The 16,952-nt window shown below is 57.3% G+C and carries 16 protein-coding genes; 12 read left to right on the top strand and 4 right to left on the bottom strand.

The annotated features are described in order from the left end of the window. The first annotated feature begins 73 nt into the window (after positions 1–73). The 3 genes from EQM14_RS12235 (at position 74) to EQM14_RS12225 (ending at position 5,247) form a co-directional block, all read left to right on the top strand. Positions 74–1,357, top strand: a complete 1,284-nt coding sequence (locus tag EQM14_RS12235; RefSeq protein WP_128743382.1) for a 2-hydroxyacyl-CoA dehydratase subunit D — start codon at positions 74–76, stop codon at positions 1,355–1,357. Beyond that, complete coding sequence (gene hgdB / locus EQM14_RS12230; protein WP_128743380.1) at positions 1,357–2,499, top strand: (R)-2-hydroxyglutaryl-CoA dehydratase subunit beta; 1,143 nt, start codon at positions 1,357–1,359, stop codon at positions 2,497–2,499. The genes EQM14_RS12235 and hgdB overlap by 1 nt, the downstream gene beginning before the upstream one ends. A 258-nt stretch (positions 2,500–2,757) precedes the next feature. Next, positions 2,758–5,247, top strand: a complete 2,490-nt coding sequence (locus EQM14_RS12225) for an SH3 domain-containing protein (RefSeq protein WP_128743378.1) — start codon at positions 2,758–2,760, stop codon at positions 5,245–5,247. A gap of 72 nt (positions 5,248–5,319) precedes the next feature. Here EQM14_RS12225 and EQM14_RS12220 read toward each other — a convergent pair whose 3' ends face one another. Next, complete coding sequence (locus tag EQM14_RS12220; RefSeq protein WP_128743376.1) at positions 5,320–6,852, bottom strand: YifB family Mg chelatase-like AAA ATPase; 1,533 nt, start codon at positions 6,850–6,852, stop codon at positions 5,320–5,322. 160 nt (positions 6,853–7,012) lie between these two features. Between EQM14_RS12220 and EQM14_RS12215 the strand changes: the two genes are divergently transcribed. Next, a complete protein-coding gene (locus tag EQM14_RS12215; RefSeq protein ID WP_128743374.1) occupies positions 7,013–7,606 on the top strand; it encodes a sigma-70 family RNA polymerase sigma factor in 594 nt (197 codons plus the stop codon). A 64-nt stretch (positions 7,607–7,670) separates the two neighbouring features. Here EQM14_RS12215 and EQM14_RS12210 read toward each other — a convergent pair whose 3' ends face one another. After that, on the bottom strand, positions 7,671–8,150 hold the full coding sequence (locus EQM14_RS12210; protein WP_128743372.1) for an acyl-CoA thioesterase: 480 nt from the start codon (positions 8,148–8,150) through the stop codon (positions 7,671–7,673). Positions 8,151–8,290: 140 nt separating this feature from the next. Here EQM14_RS12210 and ispD point away from each other — a divergent pair, with 140 nt between their 5' ends. The 7 genes from ispD (at position 8,291) to EQM14_RS12175 (ending at position 14,414) form a co-directional block, all read left to right on the top strand. Beyond that, on the top strand, positions 8,291–9,007 hold the full coding sequence (gene ispD, locus EQM14_RS12205; RefSeq protein ID WP_128743370.1) for a 2-C-methyl-D-erythritol 4-phosphate cytidylyltransferase: 717 nt from the start codon (positions 8,291–8,293) through the stop codon (positions 9,005–9,007). Then, positions 9,004–9,501 (top strand): 2-C-methyl-D-erythritol 2,4-cyclodiphosphate synthase, encoded by a 498-nt coding sequence (ispF, locus tag EQM14_RS12200; RefSeq protein ID WP_128743368.1) that lies wholly within the window; start codon positions 9,004–9,006, stop codon positions 9,499–9,501. The genes ispD and ispF overlap by 4 nt, the downstream gene beginning before the upstream one ends. Positions 9,502–9,559: 58 nt before the next feature. Further along, positions 9,560–9,793: a putative Se/S carrier-like protein gene (locus tag EQM14_RS12195; RefSeq protein WP_243112522.1), complete on the top strand. Its 234-nt coding sequence runs from the start codon at positions 9,560–9,562 to the stop codon at positions 9,791–9,793. Then, complete coding sequence (locus tag EQM14_RS12190; RefSeq protein ID WP_128743366.1) at positions 9,790–10,926, top strand: aminotransferase class V-fold PLP-dependent enzyme; 1,137 nt, start codon at positions 9,790–9,792, stop codon at positions 10,924–10,926. The genes EQM14_RS12195 and EQM14_RS12190 overlap by 4 nt, the downstream gene beginning before the upstream one ends. A gap of 163 nt (positions 10,927–11,089) precedes the next feature. Beyond that, a complete protein-coding gene (cdaA, locus tag EQM14_RS12185) occupies positions 11,090–11,980 on the top strand; it encodes a diadenylate cyclase CdaA (RefSeq protein WP_128743364.1) in 891 nt (296 codons plus the stop codon). Further along, positions 11,980–13,254: a CdaR family protein gene (locus EQM14_RS12180; protein ID WP_128743362.1), complete on the top strand. Its 1,275-nt coding sequence runs from the start codon at positions 11,980–11,982 to the stop codon at positions 13,252–13,254. The genes cdaA and EQM14_RS12180 overlap by 1 nt, the downstream gene beginning before the upstream one ends. A gap of 236 nt (positions 13,255–13,490) precedes the next feature. Continuing rightward, positions 13,491–14,414 carry a hypothetical protein gene (locus EQM14_RS12175; RefSeq protein ID WP_128743361.1) on the top strand — a complete coding sequence of 308 codons (924 nt, stop codon included), beginning with the start codon at positions 13,491–13,493 and terminating at the stop codon, positions 14,412–14,414. Positions 14,415–14,490: 76 nt separating this feature from the next. Here the strand turns inward: EQM14_RS12175 and trmB are convergent, their stop codons facing one another. Both trmB and EQM14_RS12165 read right to left on the bottom strand, forming a co-directional pair. Continuing rightward, complete coding sequence (gene trmB, locus EQM14_RS12170) at positions 14,491–15,156, bottom strand: tRNA (guanosine(46)-N7)-methyltransferase TrmB (RefSeq protein WP_128743359.1); 666 nt, start codon at positions 15,154–15,156, stop codon at positions 14,491–14,493. Positions 15,157–15,161: 5 nt separating this feature from the next. Continuing rightward, positions 15,162–15,638, bottom strand: coding sequence for a YbaK/EbsC family protein (locus tag EQM14_RS12165; RefSeq protein ID WP_128743357.1), 477 nt, complete (start codon positions 15,636–15,638; stop codon positions 15,162–15,164). A 238-nt stretch (positions 15,639–15,876) separates the two neighbouring features. Between EQM14_RS12165 and EQM14_RS12160 the strand changes: the two genes are divergently transcribed. After that, positions 15,877–16,929, top strand: coding sequence for an FAD:protein FMN transferase (locus EQM14_RS12160; protein WP_164919073.1), 1,053 nt, complete (start codon positions 15,877–15,879; stop codon positions 16,927–16,929). Positions 16,930–16,952: the final 23 nt, after the last annotated feature.

Below are 16,952 nucleotides of genomic sequence, written 5' to 3'. Positions count from 1 at the left end.
ATTTGGCTTCAGAGACGAGCACCATTCGCAGGATGCTGTCAGTTGCGTAATAACAGTTAGGAGGAAACGATTCATGGATGATAAGAAGACGGATCAGGCGCCGGTCACGGCGGCTGCCGCTCCGGTCAAGAAGAAAAAAACACAGTCTCCCGGCGTTTTGGCTTTGCAGAAAGTCGTCAATGATGTTTATCAGGCGGCCCGCGACGCGAAGGCGGCGGGGAAGCTCGTCGGATGGTCTTCGTCCAAATTTCCCTGCGAAATTGCCGAAACCTTCGATTTGAATGTCGTTTACCCTGAGAATCAGGCCGCGGGAATCGCCGCGCATCACGATGACGGGCGCCTCTGCACGATCGCCGAGGACGCGGGTTATGACGCCGACATCTGCTCTTATGCGCGGATCAATCTCGCCTATGCGATGGGGAATGAAACGACGAACGAGGCAAGGCGGATGCCCATGCCCGACTTTGTCCTCTGCTGCAACAATATCTGCAACTGCATGACGAAATGGTATGAGAATCTGGCCCGGATCCACAATATTCCGCTGATCATGGTCGATATTCCCTATTCGAACCAGCCTGAGGTCGACGAAGACTTTGTGGCTTATGTCCGCGGCCAGTTCGATCTTGCGATCGGGCAGCTGGAAGATCTGACAGGCAGGAAGTTTGACGAAGAAAAATTCAAACAGGTATGCGGATACTCGAACCGCACGGCGAACGCGTGGCTGAAGGTCTGCAATTACCTGCAGTATAAGCCCTCGCCGATGTCCGGCTTCGATCTGTACAACCACATGGCGGACGTCGTCACCGCCCGCGGGAAAAAGGAAACGGCGGAAGCGTTCGAACTGCTGGCGTCCGAGCTGGAGGAGAACCTGAAATCCGGCAAATCCACCCTTCCTTTCCCGGAGCAGCACAGGATCATGATGGAGGGCATCCCGCCGTGGCCGCATCTGCGCGAGCTGTTCAAGCCTCTGAAAGAGCACGGGTTGAACGTTACGGCCGTCGTGTACGCGCCCGCGTTTGCGTTCCGGTTCAACGACGTCGACGGCATGGCGCGCTCCTATGCGGTGGCCCCCAACAGTGTCTGCCTCGAAAAGGGCGTCGACTGGCGTTCGCAGCTGTGCAGGGACAACAAGGTGGACGGGGCCCTTGTCCATTACAACAGGGCCTGTAAAGCCTGGTCCGGCTACATGCCCGAGATGCAGCGCCGCTGGCAGGATGAGCTCGGGATCCCGGTTGTCGGCTACGACGGCGATCAGGCCGACGGCAGGAACTTCAACGCGGCCCAGTATGAAACCCGCGTGCAAGCTCTCGCCGAGGCGATGGAAGAGGCAGACAGGAAAAAGGAGAGTGGCAAGTGATGGCGATTGCGGAAAGATTGGCGGAATTCAGAAAAATTGCCGACAGCCCGAAGGCGCAGCTGGACCGATACAAGGCGAAGGGCGTGAAAGCCGTAGGCGTCATGCCTTACTTCGCCCCGGAAGAGTTGGTCTTTGCCGCCGGGATGTTCCCCGTGGGAATGTGGGGTTCCAATACCAAGACGATCTCCCGAGCCAAGGAATATTGCGCGAGCTTCTACTGCTCTCTGGTCCAGCTCGACCTTGAAATGCTTCTGGACGGCACTTTGGACGGCCTTGACGCCGTGATCACCCCTACCTGCTGCGATACGCTCCGCCCCAATTCCCAGAACATCAAGGTCGCCATGAAGGACAAGATGAAAGTCATCTTCCTTGCGCATCCCCAGAACCGTTTTCCCGAATGCGGCGTCAAATACGCCGAATCCCGCTACAAAAAGATGCGCGCGGAACTGGACGAGGTCTCGGGCGGAAAAATGACCGACGAAGACATCCTGAACGCGATCAAGGTTTACAACCGTTCCCGCGCGGCCCGGCGCGAATTCGTCCGGCTGGCGGGCGAGCACCCGGAGGCCGTTTCGGCAGTGATGAGAAGCGGCGTTTTGAAGGCGTCCTATTTCATGCGGAAGGACGAATACACCGGCAAGCTGGAGGCTCTGAATGAAGAGCTGAGAGCGCTTTCCGATTCGGACTGGAAGGGCGTCAGAATCGTTACTTCCGGAATTATCTGCGACAACCCCGAGCTTTTGAAAATCCTCGATGAAAACAATTGCGCGATTGTCGCCGACGACGTTGCGCATGAAACGCGTTCCTTCCGCTGCGATTGCCCCGAAGACGATGCCGATCCGATCCACGCGCTGGCGATCCAGTTTAAAAACCAGGATTACGACGTGCTCCTTTACGATCAGTATTCGAACAAGAACCGCCGCGGGGAGTATGTCGCCCAACTGTGCAGGGACCGCAAAGCCGACGGCCTGGTCCTTTTCATGCAGCAGTTCTGCGATCCCGAAGAGATGGAGTATCCCTGCCTGAAGAAGGCTTTGGATGCGGAGAAGATTCCTCACATCCGTCTGGGGATCGATCATCAGATGCGTGATTTTGGCCAGGCGAGAACTGCGATTCAGGCGTTTGCCGACGCTCTGAGTTAAAATCTGATTCCAAGAGACTGATTTCCCGATACGTTCAAACAAAAAGCGGTTCCCGGAGAGGGAACCGCTTTTTGATATCGGGGGAAAATGGGCGGGAGCTTTTCCAGGAAATCAAAATGCGCGAAAGATGAAATGTAAGGTTGCCAATTGTCATTTTTTAGTTTATAATCATAACAGAATTTACAGTTCTTATGGGCCTGTAAAAAGACAGCAGAGTGGATTTTTATGTGAACGACGACCGGCAGTGGAGTGAATCGAATGAAAAAAACAGGTTGTGTAAAAAGGGCGGTCTCCGCATTCTGCGCGGGCTGCCTCGTGATATTATCTTTCCCGGCGGCTTCCGCCCGGGCCGCGGCGACGGCGACAACGACGGACTATCTGAATCTGCGGGAGGGGGTCGGAACAAATACAAAGGTCATCCTGACCCTTTCGAAAAATGTATCGGTATCCGTCCTTGACAATTCGGACGCGCAGTGGGCGAAAATCCAGACCTCAAGCGGCAAATCGGGGTATTGCTTCAAACAGTACCTCAGTTTTTCGTCCTCTTCCGGGCAGACATCCTCTTCCTCCGCGTCAACTGCTCAAACGAAGGACAATCTGAACCTTCGGCAGAGTTCTTCCCTGAGCGGAAAAATCCTTTTGGTGCTTTCAAAAGGGACTTCGGTGACGGTCCTGGACAATTCCAGCCCCAACTGGGTGCAGGTCCGCGCGAAAAGCGGTACGGAGGGCTGGTGCAGCCGGGCGTATCTGACTGTTTCGGCTTCCTCGGCCCCGGCTTCCTCGGCCGGTTCGTCTTCCTCTTCCGCGACGGCGAAGACCACCGACTATCTGAATCTGCGTTCGGGGGCGGGAATGAGCAACAAAGTGCTGCTCACCATGAGCAAGGGCGCTGCCGTGACCGTCCTGAACAATTCCAATTCTGAGTGGGTGCAGGTCCGCACACAGAGCGGCAAGGAGGGCTGGTGCAGCCGCAAGTATCTGACTATTTCGGGGGGTGCGAATACCGGCGCGGGCACCGGGTCTTCCTCGTCATCCTCTTCCCCCCAAAGCTCTTCCTCCGCGTCATCGGGGGGGAACGGCGGCCAGGGTGATTCCGGCACAGGCGCATCCGACTCCGGTGCGGCCAACATTACGGGCGCGTCCGTGACGGCCGACGTTCTGCGCCTGCGGGAACAGCCGAATACGGCAAGCAAGATCCTTGCTAATCTGGCCAACGGCACAAGCCTTCGGGTGCTGGCCGCTCCGGCCTCCGGATGGGTGAAAGTGCAGACGGCGGATGGAAAATCGGGTTACGTCAGCGCCGATTATGTGAGCATTCATTATTCAGACGGGACGTCGACGGGCGGAGGGGCCGGTTCAAATACGGGAACAGGAACGTCGGCTTCCTCGCTGTCCCTGTCGTCCGGAAGCCAGACCGTGCCGGAGGGGAAAACGCTGTATCTGAAAGCGACGACCAACCCGAGCGGCGCGGACGTCACCTGGACGAGCAGCAACGCTTCCGTTGCAACGGTCGTAAACGGGTATGTCACCGCCGTTGCAACGGGCAGCGCGGCGATCACCGCGAAATCCGGTTCCTCGACGGCGGTCTGCAGCGTGACGGTTTCCGACGCGGAGCCTGTCCGCACGGCTTACGCTTCTCCGAATATCGCCTCGCCGGGGGAGAGCGTGGCGCTGACGGCAATTACGGACAACAGCCGCGACGGAGTGCAATTTGTCGTGACCGGCCCGGACGGAAAGACGGTTACGGCGACTGCGGAAAGCAGCACGGCGGAAACGACGAACGGGGTAACGACCAAGGTCTGGAAGGCGGCTGCTTCCTTTAACAGCCCGGGCAATTACACGGTCCTTGCGAAATCCAGATCCGGCGGGGCTTACAGCAGCACCGGCTTTACCACCAGCGCTTATGTCGCCACGCAGAGCGACCGGTCCGTGACGACTTCCGAACAGCGCCGCGTCAGCGACGAGATGATCCGGTTGATTTCCAAATGGGAGGGATACGTTTCCTGCGTCTACACGGATACGATGTCCTCAAGCCAGGTCCCCACGATCGGCTATGGCTGTACGCTGGGGGCGAACGCCGAATTCTACAACGGGGTCAGCGCGACCGAGGCCTGGTCCATGATGGTAAATAAGATCAACAGTTCCTCCTATACGTCGGAACTGAACAAGATGATTAAAAACAACGGCTTTCTGATGGACCAGTATCAGGCGGACTGCCTGATCAGCTTTGCCTATAACGTTGGCTCGGGATATTTCAACAGCTCGACGGAAATGGATTTTATCAAGATTATGAAAAATGCGGTCAGGCCGCCGGATTTCTCTTCCGGGACCACTTATGATGCGACCGTCGCGCTGGATACGCAGGTGAGGAGCAACAGCGGGATGCTGTCCGCTCAGACCGGGTCGGTGGCGGCGGGAACGGCTGTCACCGTGACAGGCGGAGATTTCTCCGACAAAAAGGACGGATGGTACAAGGTAAAGCTGGCGGACGGAACGACCGGCTGGGTGAACGCCGGCTATGTGAGTTTGGCGTGCTCCGGCCAGCTTGTTCACGACCTGAATTATACGAATGCCTACGCCTTCGGCACGGAGCTGATCCGCTGGAACCAGGCGGGCGGCAAGTTCTACACGGGCCTGTTTTATCGGCGCCTCGGGGAAGCAAACGTTTATAATTACGGGGATTATGACGCGCTGCGTTACAACAAGTACGGGTACGGCTATCCGAGCGCGGCTTCGTCGCTGCAGTAAACGCGAATAAAAAGTCTGCATAACGATAAAAGGGTCCGCAGAATGTAAAAGCATTCTGCGGACCCTTTTTGCTCACAGTTCCTTGAGCCAGTATTTGCGGTCCAGACTGCGGTACTGCACCGCTTCCGCGACATGTGCGGGCTCAATGGTTTCGCTCCCGTCCAGATCGGCGATGGTGCGGCACACTTTCAGGATCCTGTCATAGGCGCGCGCGGAAAGCCCCAGCCGGTCGAACGCCTTTTTTAAAAGGGCGCGCCCGGATTCGCTCAGCCGGCAGAATTCGTGCAGCCGGTCGGTCCGGATTCTCGCGTTGCAGGAGACGCCCGTTCCGCGGAACCGCTCGTTCTGAATCCGGCGGGCGGCGTTGACCCTGCGCCGGATGGACTCGGAGCTTTCCTCTTTGCCGTGTGTGTCCAGCTGCTCGAAGTCGACGGGCGGCACCTCGATGTGAAGGTCGAGCCGGTCGAGGAGAGGGCCGGAAACCCGCGACAGGTAGTGCGAAACCGCCTGGGGCGAGCAGGTGCAGCGCCGCGTCGGGTGCCCGAAATATCCGCAGGGACAGGGATTCATGGCCGCGACAAACATCACGGAACAAGGGTAGCTGACCGTGCCGCCGACCCGGGAGATCGTGACGGCTCCGTTTTCAATCGGCTGGCGCAGAACTTCCATCGAACTGCGTGAAAATTCGGGAAGCTCGTCCAGAAAAAGCACGCCGTTATGGGCCAGAGAGATTTCCCCCGGGCGGGGAATACTGCCTCCGCCCGAAAGCCCGGCGGGGGAAACGGTGTGGTGGGGAGAGCGGAACGGCCGCGTGCGCACCAATGAGACGCCGGGAGGAAGGATCCCGGCAATGGAGTGGATTTTCGTTGTTTCAATGGTCTCCTCGAATGTCATTTCGGGAAGGATGGATGGAATGCGCCGTGCCAGCATGCTCTTTCCGGAGCCGGGCGGCCCGATCAGCAGCGCGTTATGCCCGCCGGCGGCGGCGATCTCCAGTGCGCGCTTGGCTTCCGCCTGGCCGCAGACGTCGGCGAAGTCGGGGCAGTCCGGCATACCGCCGGGCCCCGGCTCGGCGGGCTTGGCCGGAACGATCTGTCCGCCGCCGTTCAGATGCCCCAGAAGTCCGGGAAGGTCCTCCACGGGATAGATTTCGATCCCGCGGACCACCGCGCCCTCCGCGGCGTTTTCCTTTGGCACGAAAAATCGGCGGAAGCCCTCTTCCCGCGCGCGGATCGCCATCGGCAAAATCCCGCGCACCGGCCTCAGTTCGCCCGTCAGGGAAAGCTCGCCGATAAAGACGCTCCCATCAAGGTCCGCGTCCAGCTGCCCGCTGGCCTTCATCAGGGCGATCAGCAGCGGCAGATCGTAAATCGGCCCTTCCTTCCGCTTGTCGGCCGGAGCCAGATTCACGGTGATTTTGCTGACCGGAAAGTCGAAGCCGCAGTTTTTCATCGCGGATCTGACACGGTCGCGGGATTCCTTCACCGCAGTGTCCGGAAGCCCGACCACCTCAAACGAAGGGAGCCCGGAGGAGAGGTCCGCCTCCACTTCCACGGGGAATGCATCCATGCCGTAAAGACCCATGCCGTATAAATGTGATACCATTCCCATTCCCCCAGATCATAATATATTTATTATACTCTTTTCGACTTAAATCCGCAATGGAATTCCTTTTGGGAAAGGCGGATCGGGAGAATTCCATTGACTTCTTGACGGATGTAAGGTATGATGAAACTGCAGGAAAGTGTGTCATGAGGTGTTTGCCTTGTCAGTTCCAAACCGTACACGGCTTGCCGGTTTTACGGACAGCCAGCTGGCCGCGCTTGTAAAAGACGGCGATTCCGACGCCTTCGCCGAACTGACGGCGCGGTATATCCCGCTGATTCGCTATAAGGCGGCGCCGTTTCATTCCGCCCAGTTGGAAACGGACGACCTCTGCCAGGAGGGGCTGGTCGGTCTTTTCAACGCGGCGCGCGCTTACAATTCTTCAGGCGGCGCCGCCTTTAAGACTTATGCGGGCACCTGCATCGCGAACCGCATGATTATGGCCTACCGCTCCGCCCTGAGCAGGAAAAATAAACCGCTGAGCGACTTTGTGTCTCTCAGCGACAGTGAGCGTCCGGGGCTGGAGCTGCAATCCGGGGGATGGGACCCGGAGACCCTGCTTGCGAGCAGTGAAGGCGTCGGCCAGATGTGGGAGAAAATCCGGTCCGCCCTGTCGGAACGGGAGCTTCGCGTGCTTCGGCTGTATTTGGGCGGGTACAGTTACTCCGAGATCGCCGGAAAGCTGTCCATCACGCCCAAAGCGGCGGATAATGCTCTGCAACGCGCCCGGATGAAGCTCAAAAACCGCATCTGAGTTTTCGGGTCCGCTGTTTGGCGGGTAAGAAGAAGCGAGACGCCCCGGATTTCCGGGGCGTTTTTCAGAAAGATTCCTGTCTGCGTTGAATTCTTAAAGCGTGGCGCTTTTCGCCGGCTTCCCATTCCGCCTTTTCTTCCGGGGTATCGCAAATCAGCCTGGGAACGGGAATCGGCTTCCCGTCCTCGCTCAGGGCCACAAGCACCAGGTAGGCGGTATTGACCAGCTTTCGCTCGCCGGAAAGCTCCTCCACGTAACTGTCCACACGGACTTCCATCGAAGTGCGTCCAACATAGGTCATTTTCCCATGCAGTACCACGACGCTGTTGGCGACAACCGGCAGCTTGAACTGCAGGTTATCGATCGCCGCAGTGGTCGCGTTGCTCGAGGAATGCCTGCGGGCGACGGCGCCGGCCACCACGTCGATCCACGAGACGAGCTCCCCGCCGAACAGGCGCTGCTGCAAATTTAAATTGGAGTAAAACACAGGCTGTATCTGCTCTGTTTCCGAATCTGAGACATGTTTTGCTTTGATTTCGCCCATATGGATTCCACCATTCCATTTTTTATTATCATAATCATACGCCGTTATTCATCGATTTTCAACCGGATTCGCTCGGAGACGCCCTCGGCGCCGACGGAGAAAATTACTGATGACGGAAGACATTTTTTGGAGGGAATGCAATGAACTTTGACCGAGCGGCGGATGTATGCTGCGCAGTGATTGCCGCCGCCGGCCGGTCGGCCAGAATGGGAAGCGGCATTTCGAAACAGTTTCTTCCGGTTTTGGGCGTTCCGGCGGTGGTCCGCACGCTGAGAGCGTTTGACGGTGCGCGGGCGGTTGGGCAGGTCGTCATCGTCTGCCGCAAGGAGGACCTTGGGGCGATGCGGGACTGTATCGGCCGATACCGCATCCAAAAGGCAGCCGCGGTCGTCCCCGGCGGGGCCTCGCGGCAGGAATCCGTTTTCGCGGGGGTCGAAGCGCTTCCGCGGGACGCCGGATATCTTGCCGTCCATGACGGCGCAAGGCCGCTTGTGACGCCGGAGGAAATTGATCTGTGCGTAAGGGACGCTTTCAAAACCGGCGCGTCGGCTCTGGGGACGCCTCTGAAGGATACCGTCAAGCGGATCGATTCCGGGCAGCGGGTCCTCTCCACGCCGGATCGGGAAGGACTTTGGACGGTGCAGACGCCGCAGACGTTTCGCATGGATCTTTATCGGCGGGCGCTCTCAAAAGCCCGGGAGGACGGAAAGGACTATACCGACGACTGCCAGCTGGTTGAACGGATCGGGGTCAGGGTCCATCTGTGCCGGGGAAGCTATGAGAATATCAAGCTGACCACGCCGGAGGATCTCGTCATTGCGGAAGCAATCCTGAAAAAAAGGGAGGGCCTTTCATGAGAGTTGGGCAGGGATACGACGTTCACCGCCTTGCGCCGGGGCGCCGGCTGATTCTGGGCGGAGTTGAAATTCCCTGTGAAAAGGGGCTTCTCGGACATTCCGACGCGGATGTTCTGGCGCACGCCGTGATGGACGCGCTGCTGGGGGCGGCGGCGCTTGGGGATATCGGAGCGCTGTTTCCGGACAGCGACCCTTCTTTCCGGGGGGCGGACAGCATAGGGCTTCTTCGGAAAGTTTCCGATCTCTTGGGAGAAAAAGGGTATGCCGTTCTCAGTATCGATTCCACTGTGATTGCCCAGGCTCCCAAGCTGAGCCCTTACATTCAGCGGATGCGCGAGAGGATCGCCGGGGCGTGCAAAATCCCCGCAGACCGCGTCAGCGTAAAGGCGACGACGGAGGAGCGTCTGGGCTTTACCGGCGCAGGAGAGGGGATTGCCGCCCAGGCGGTCTGCCTGATCGACACCGCTGTTTTTGGGGAGAATGCGGTAAAGTGAAATAGTCAAACCGTTGCCCACCGCATATTCTGTTAGTAAAAACAGAGGGGGGATTGTTGTGGGCAAGCCGTTGATACTCGTCGGTTCCATTACAAATGCCATCAAGAGCCGCAACATACTGGTCCGGCTGGGAATTCGTTCCTATGTGGAAAGAATACCCGGCAGCTACGCGAACGGGGGCTGCGGATATTGTATTTTTGTTCCCGGCGGCAGAGCCGACGAAGCGGAAGACATTCTTCTTCGGTACGGCGTCCCGGTCAATGGACGCGCGGAAAGAGAGGATACGATATGATCTATCTGGATAATGCGGCCACCACCTATCCGAAACCGGATTCCGTGCGCAGCGCGGTGGCCTACGCCCTCCGGAATTACGGCGCGAATCCGGGCAGGGCTGGGCACGATATGTCCCTTGCCGCGGCTGAAGAAGTTTACCGCTGCCGGATGGCAGCGGCGGATTTTTTTCACGCGCCGGGGCCGGAATGCGTCGCCTTTACGCTGAACTGCACTCACGCGGTAAACTATGTCCTGAAAGGACTTCTGAAACCCGGCGACCACGCGGTCACCTCCTGCCTGGAACATAATGCGGTGGCCCGCCCGCTCCACGCGCTTTCCGAAGCCGGCGTAGAGGTGACGGAAGCGCGGGTATACCCGGGCGACAACGATGCCACGGTGGATTCCTTCCGCCGCTCCATCCGCTCCAATACCAGGCTGATCGTCTGCACTCACGCCTCAAACGTGTGGGGCATCCGGCTTCCGGTGGAACGGATCGCCGCGCTCGGCCACGAGTACAGGGTCCCGATCGCGGTGGACTGCGCTCAGTCCGCGGGGGTGCTTCCCGTCGATATGGCGGACAGCGGGATCGATTATCTCTGCATCGCGGGCCACAAGGGGCTTTACGGCCCGATGGGCACGGGCCTTCTGATCACGGCGAATGGCAGCGGGCTGAACACGCTGATCGAAGGCGGGACCGGAACCAATTCCGCGCAGACGAAGCAGCCGGAGGCCATGCCTGAGCGGATGGAAAGCGGGACCCAGAACATGCCGGGGATCGCCGGCCTGCGGGCGGGGATCGAGTTTGTCCGGGCGCGCGGGACCGATCGGATTTTCCAGCATGAAATCGGCCTTGTCCAGTACCTGTACCAGCGCCTGTCAAGGCTCTCCAACGTCCGGCTTTACGCTGACGAACCGAATCCGCGGTATTTTGCGCCGGTGCTGTCGTTCAACGTGGGCGACCTGCCGAGCGAGACGGTCGGCAGAAAACTGAATGAATATGGCATCGCAGTCCGGTCCGGGCTGCATTGCGCTCCCGCGGCACACCGGTTTTACGGCACGCTGGAGCAGGGCGCGGTGCGCGTCTGCCCCTCCGTTTTCACGCGCCGGGCAGAGATGGACCGGTTGGCGCAGGTTTTGGCCTCAATCCGTTAAAATTGAGAAAGAAAAGGTTGATTCTAAAATCATATATGCTAAAATGGAAGTGGAAAAACCGGACTCCGGCCGGATATCCTGCGCCGGAGACTGTTTGCGGATAGGTTTTTAAAAGAAAGGATCGGAAGCCGGGCGCCCGGTTCGATAGGAAAGGGTAAAAAGTATGGATTTTGTCATCGGCCTATGGAATATTTTTCTTCAGCTGATCCATAACTTTCGGTTTGCCGACGCTCTTGACATCACCCTTGTCACGTTTATCATTTACAACGCGGTCAAACTGGTACGGGAAACAAGAGCGGGGCAGCTGGTGCGCGGGATTCTGGTGCTGATGGCGGTTTGGCTCCTTTCCTACTGGCTCAATCTGTATCTGATGCAGAGCATCATCAGTTATCTGTTCCAGTTTGCTTTTATTGCTCTGCTGATTGTTTTTCAGCCCGAAATCAGGCGCGCCCTGGAACAGCTTGGCCGCAGCGGAATCGGGACGGGGAAAAAATGGTATCTGGGCCTCAGCTTTGTTTCGGACGAGGCGGAGATGAGGCTTCAGAAAAACCGGAGGGCGGTCAACGCAGTCGTCGACGCGGCCGCTCAGATGTCCCGGCAAAAGACCGGGGCGCTGATCGTATTTGAGATGAAGACGAAGCTGGGCGATATCATCGACACGGGCACCATTGTCGAGGCGGTGCCATCCGTCCAGATCATCTGCAATATCTTTTTCAACAAAGCTCCGCTGCACGACGGGGCCATGATCATCCGTGACGGGATGGTTCACGCCGCCGGATGCATCCTTCCCCTGACCAAAAGCGACAAGGTCAGCGTGGAACTCGGAACCCGGCACCGGGCCGCGATCGGCATGAGCGAAAATTCGGACGCGGTCATCGTCGTGGTCTCGGAAGAAACCGGCCAGATTTCCGTCGTGAGGAACGGGACGATTACGAGAAATTACACAAGGGAGACGCTGAACAGCGAACTGGAGAGCCTTATGCTCTCCGAAGCGGCCGAACCTGTCGAAAAAAGGCAAAACTGGATTCCTTCTTTCCGGAGGACGAAAAAATAATGAAAATCAGAAAGATTTCCATGGATCAGCTGTTTTATAATAATAAATTTGTGTTGGTTTTTTCTCTTCTTGTCTCCATATTTCTCTGGTTTTTTGTCACGTCGGCGGATACGGAGGACCACCCGCGGGCAATTGCGAACGTCCCGATCGAAATCACGCTTTCCGACGCCGCCCAGGCCGACGGGCTCAAGGTGTTCAGCCCTGTCAACAAGACGGCGACGGTGTATGTCAAGGGGAACAGCCTGGTGGTCAACCAGATCAGTGCCGACGACCTGAAGGTGGTTGCGCTTTCGGCTTCGTCGATTACTTCCCCCAATACTTATACGCTTCCCCTGACCGCCCAGAAGACGGAGAAACGGAACCTGACAGATTTCACCGTGTCCTCTGTTTTGCCGGAGCAGGCTATCGTCGTCGTCGACCGCTACAAGGAAAAAACATTTAATATTCAGAGCGATATCACCTATCCCGAAAATTATAAATCGGATCCTTCCTTTTTCGTCGGGACGCCCGCGCTCAACAGCGACACGGTGACGGTCTCGGGTCCGGAAAAGCAGGTGCAGCAGGTCAACCGGGTCGCTTTTGAATACAAGGTGACCGATACTTTGAAGGATACAAAGAATTTTACCGCGGATCTGGTCCTGTATGACGTGAACGGAAATAAGATCACAGACAGCGGACTGACGCTCAGCCTGAAGCAGGTTGAGGTGAGCATTCCGGTTCTGCCGAGGGAGATCCTGCCGCTGGATGCCGTCTTCACCAATAAGCCGGCCGGGCTGTCCCTTGGAAGCTCCGAGATCTCGATCGATCCCCGGACGATTGAGGTGGCGGGACCCTCCAGCGTGCTGACCAATTTGTCGGCGGTCAGCCTTGCGCCGATCGATTTTTCCAAGGTGAGCCCCAGTACCAACAGTTTCGACGTCGATGTCAGTCTGCCGTCGACCTGCAAGAACCTGAGCAATATTCCGACCGCGAAGGTGACCTTGGCTCTGAGCGGCCTGTCTACAAGAAAGATTACTGTGACGAATTTCAGCGTAAAAAATCTGGGTTCCGGAAAGCATGCGGAAATTTACACCAAGACGCTGAACGTCACGGTCGTCGGGCCGAAAGAGGAAATCGCAAAACTGACGGAAAGCAATTTGGTGGCTGAAATCGATCTGTCGGACAGCGAAAATTTTACCGGTCACACGGAGATGCCGGTGACGTTCAGCATCAGCAACGCCTCCAGCTCCTGGGTATACGGCAGCTATATGGTCAATCTCAGCGTCAGCGGATGACTGCGCCGGCCCGCGGCCGGAAACGCCGGGATTCGGAGCGACATAAAACGGGTCGGCGGGCGGACGCGCCGTTTTCAGCTGCAAAGCCTGTGCCGGCCAGCCGAGTGTTACGAAAGCGGCCCCGCCTGTCCAGAAATGGACAGGGCGGGGTTTTCTTCATTTCTTTCGCATCAGGGTATGAATAGAAGACAGCCTGCATATTTTGTATGGGAATTGGCATCGAAGGGGGAGTGAGCGTGAAAAAAATTGGATGTTTGATTCTTGCGCTGGCTTTTTGTACACTTGCCGCCGGCTGCCGTGGTGCGCCTTCGGCACAGGAGCCGGATTCCTCCCGGTCAACCGGCGAGGTGCAGGAGGCGGCCGTCAGAGATCTGGTCACCGGATTCGGCGGCCAGCTGCAGAAGGTTTCTCTTTTAGCGGCAAAGGAAGCGGTCGCCAGTGACATGCAAAAATATTATGGCGAATATGTTTCGCCCTCTCTGCTGAAGGAATGGCAGTCCGAACCGTCTTCGGCTCCGGGACGTCTCACTTCCAGCCCCTGGCCGGACCGGATTGAGATCCTTTCCGTGGAGAAACAGGCGGACGACGCCTATGACGTGACGGGAGAAATCATAGAAAAAACTTCCGCAGACGTGTCGGGCGGTCAGCAGTCCGGCAAACAGGGGATCAAACTGTCCGTGCAAAAGATAGGGGGCCGCTGGATGATTGTGGACGTCACGCTGGATCAGGAAACTTCTTCCTCTTCCATCGTCTATCGGAATGATCAGTATGGTTTTTCGGTAACCCTTCCGTCGAGCTGGAAGGGCTATACCGTTCTCACCCAGGAATGGCAGGGGTATTCGCTGGTCCAGGGGCAGGAGGGAAAAATCACGGAGACCGGCCCGGAGATCCTGGTCCGCCACCCGGAGTGGACCAAGGAGACGCCGCGGCAGGACATCCCGATTTTGGTTTTCACCCCGGACCAGTGGAATGCGCTTGGGCAGGACAAATTCCATATCGGGGCGGCTCCGATCGGTCCGAGCGAGCTGGCCCGCAATTCCAAATACGTATTCGCGCTTCCGGCGCGCTACAACTTTGCTTTTCCGGCAGGCTACGAAGAGGTGGATCAGCTGCTTCAGGGCGGCGCGGTCCAGGCGATCGGGGATCAGGGCGGCGGCTGACGGAGAAGCCGGCGATGCCGTGCCAATCGCGAAGCTGCAGCAAAATTTGAGGACCGGGTTTACGCCCGGTCCTCTCTCATGGATTTTCACGCAGCCGCGCGGAAAGCGCCTTGATTTTAACGCCTTGCTGCAAAAACATTTTTTCATGTTCTGTTTGAATGTTGTCTTCCGGCAGGTCGGCGTACAAGTCCTCCGTCCGCAAGAAAATCTGAAACCCGCAGGATTCCAGATATTCCACGGTGTCCGCGTACAGTCCCTCGTCGTCGGTTTTGAAATGCAGTTCCCCGCCCGGGATTAAGATCTGCCGGTAATGCTCCAATTGATGCGGATGCGTCAAACGGCGTTTCTGATGTTTCTTTCGGGGCCATGGGTTGCAGAAATTGATATAGATCCGGTCCACCTGGTCCTGCGGCCCCATTGCAAACTGAATCTGCTCGATGTTGAGCGCCGTCAGGACCACATTATCCACCGGGCGGCCCGCCTCGCGGAACGCCTGCTCTATATTTCTGCGGGCCGGTCCGAGGACGGCGTCCTTCAGATCGATTCCAAGATAGTTGATCTGCGGATGGCGCGGCGCGGCCCCGGCGAGGAAAAATCCTTTTCCGCATCCAAGCTCCAGGTAAACAGGCTGCTGTCTTGCGAAAAGACTGTGCCAGCGGCCGAGGTACTGCTCCGGCTTCCGGTAAAAATACGGGCAGGCGTCCAGTTCCGGAGCCGCCCAATGTTTCGTCCGCATTCTCATGGCGGTCAGGCACCTTCCCGGTTTTTACAGACATCCACCCAGCGGACGCTGTTGGACAGGCGGGACAGCTCGTCGCAGGCGAGCGACACGCAGGAGCTTTCGCTGCCGCCCGCGGGGAAAATCGTCTCGAACCTCTTTAACGACACATCACAGTAGACCTGCGCCTGTGCCGGATTGTCAAACGGGCAGACGCCTCCGATCCGGTACCCCGTCAGGGGCTCCACTTCTTCGGCGCCGAGCATTTTCGCCTTAAACCCGAATTCCGATTTGAATTTCGCGTTGTCTATTTTCGTATCTCCGGCGGCCACGATCAGAATGCAGCCGTTTTCCCGGCGGAAGGAGATCGTTTTGGCGATTCTGGCCGGCTCCACTCCGAGGGCCTTCGCCGCGAGTTCCACCGTCGCGCTGGAGACCGGAAATTCCTTCAGCCGGTCCTGCATGGAAAACCGTGCCAAATATTTTTTTACTTTGTCGACAGACATCGCTTTCATCCTCCTGTTGCTTTCTGCAAATGATTATATCATAAAGAAAAGGAATGGGGGATATTTTTAGTCTTTTTTTCAGGCTGAATGATAAAATTTCAGATCGGGAAGGTTTTAGAATTTTCTTTGCACAATTGTATGAAAAACCGGCTGATTCCCGCGTATTTTGCTCATTTTACTGGACTTTCGGTGAAAATGTGATATAATTCACATAGATATGCAACATAGGGGGAAGCTGATGCGCGGTAAAAAAAGAATCGTCCCGGCGCTGGTCGTTTTGTTCTGCGGGGCTGCCGTCCTGGCGGGCTTTTACTGGTATCGGACGGAGCGGCAGCCCGTTTCCTATGAAAGCTCAGACTTCGCGATGGGAACTTACATACAGCAGACCGTATACGGAAAAAACGGCGAAGAAGCGGCAAAGGCGGCGCTGGGTAAGATAACGCGGCTGGAGAACGAAATTTCATGGCGCATCGACACCTCCGATGTGGCGCGCCTGAATGCGGCCGCTGGGACCGATTGGATTTCCATTGACCCTGAGACTGCTTCCATTCTTTCCGCCAGCCTGGATGTGGCCCAGAAATCGGATGGGGCTTACGATCCCACGATTTTGCCGGTGTCGTCGCTCTGGGACTTCGGCGGGGAAAACCAGCATGCTCCGGCCAAGTCGGAAGTGCAGAAGTTTGTTCAGTATGTGAATTATCAGGATTTGCGCGTCGATGCAAAAAATTCCAAAGCGTCGCTGAAGCTGCACTATATGGCGATCGATCTGGGCGGGATCGGGAAGGGTGCCGCCTGCGACGATGCGATCGCGGCTTACCGCAGCGCGGGCGCGGAATATGGAATCATCGCGGTCGGCGGGAGCATCGGGGTTTACGGCTCAAAGCCGGACGGGTCCCCCTGGCATATCGCGATCCGCGACCCGGACACAAAGGATGACAGCGCCGGGTCCATGGGGCAGATCGATCTTGCTTCCGGCTTTGTGTCCACTTCGGGAACATACGAACAGACCTTTACGGAAAACGGTGTCACCTACCACCATCTGCTAAACCCGAAAACGGGCTATCCCGAAAACAACGGGTTGGTTTCCGTGACCGTCAAATGTGACAACGGCGCGCTCAGCGACGCGCTTTCGACCGCCTGCTTTGTTCTGGGAAGAGAAAAGGGCGAAAAACTGCTTGCGGATTATCATGCGGAAGGCGTGTTTATTGACTCCGCGAATCAGGTTTATGTAACCGGCGGGCTGAAAGACAGCTTTCAAATTACCGGCGGAAACTATGTCCTCGCCAAATGATTCCTGCTTTATATTTTGGGGTT

Origin of the sequence: Caproiciproducens sp. NJN-50, assembly GCF_004103755.1 — a bacterium.
GTDB lineage: Bacteria > Bacillota > Clostridia > Oscillospirales > Acutalibacteraceae > Caproicibacter.
The sequence above is the reverse complement of the archived record's forward strand: the minus strand, read 5'-3'. Positions and strand labels throughout refer to the sequence as shown.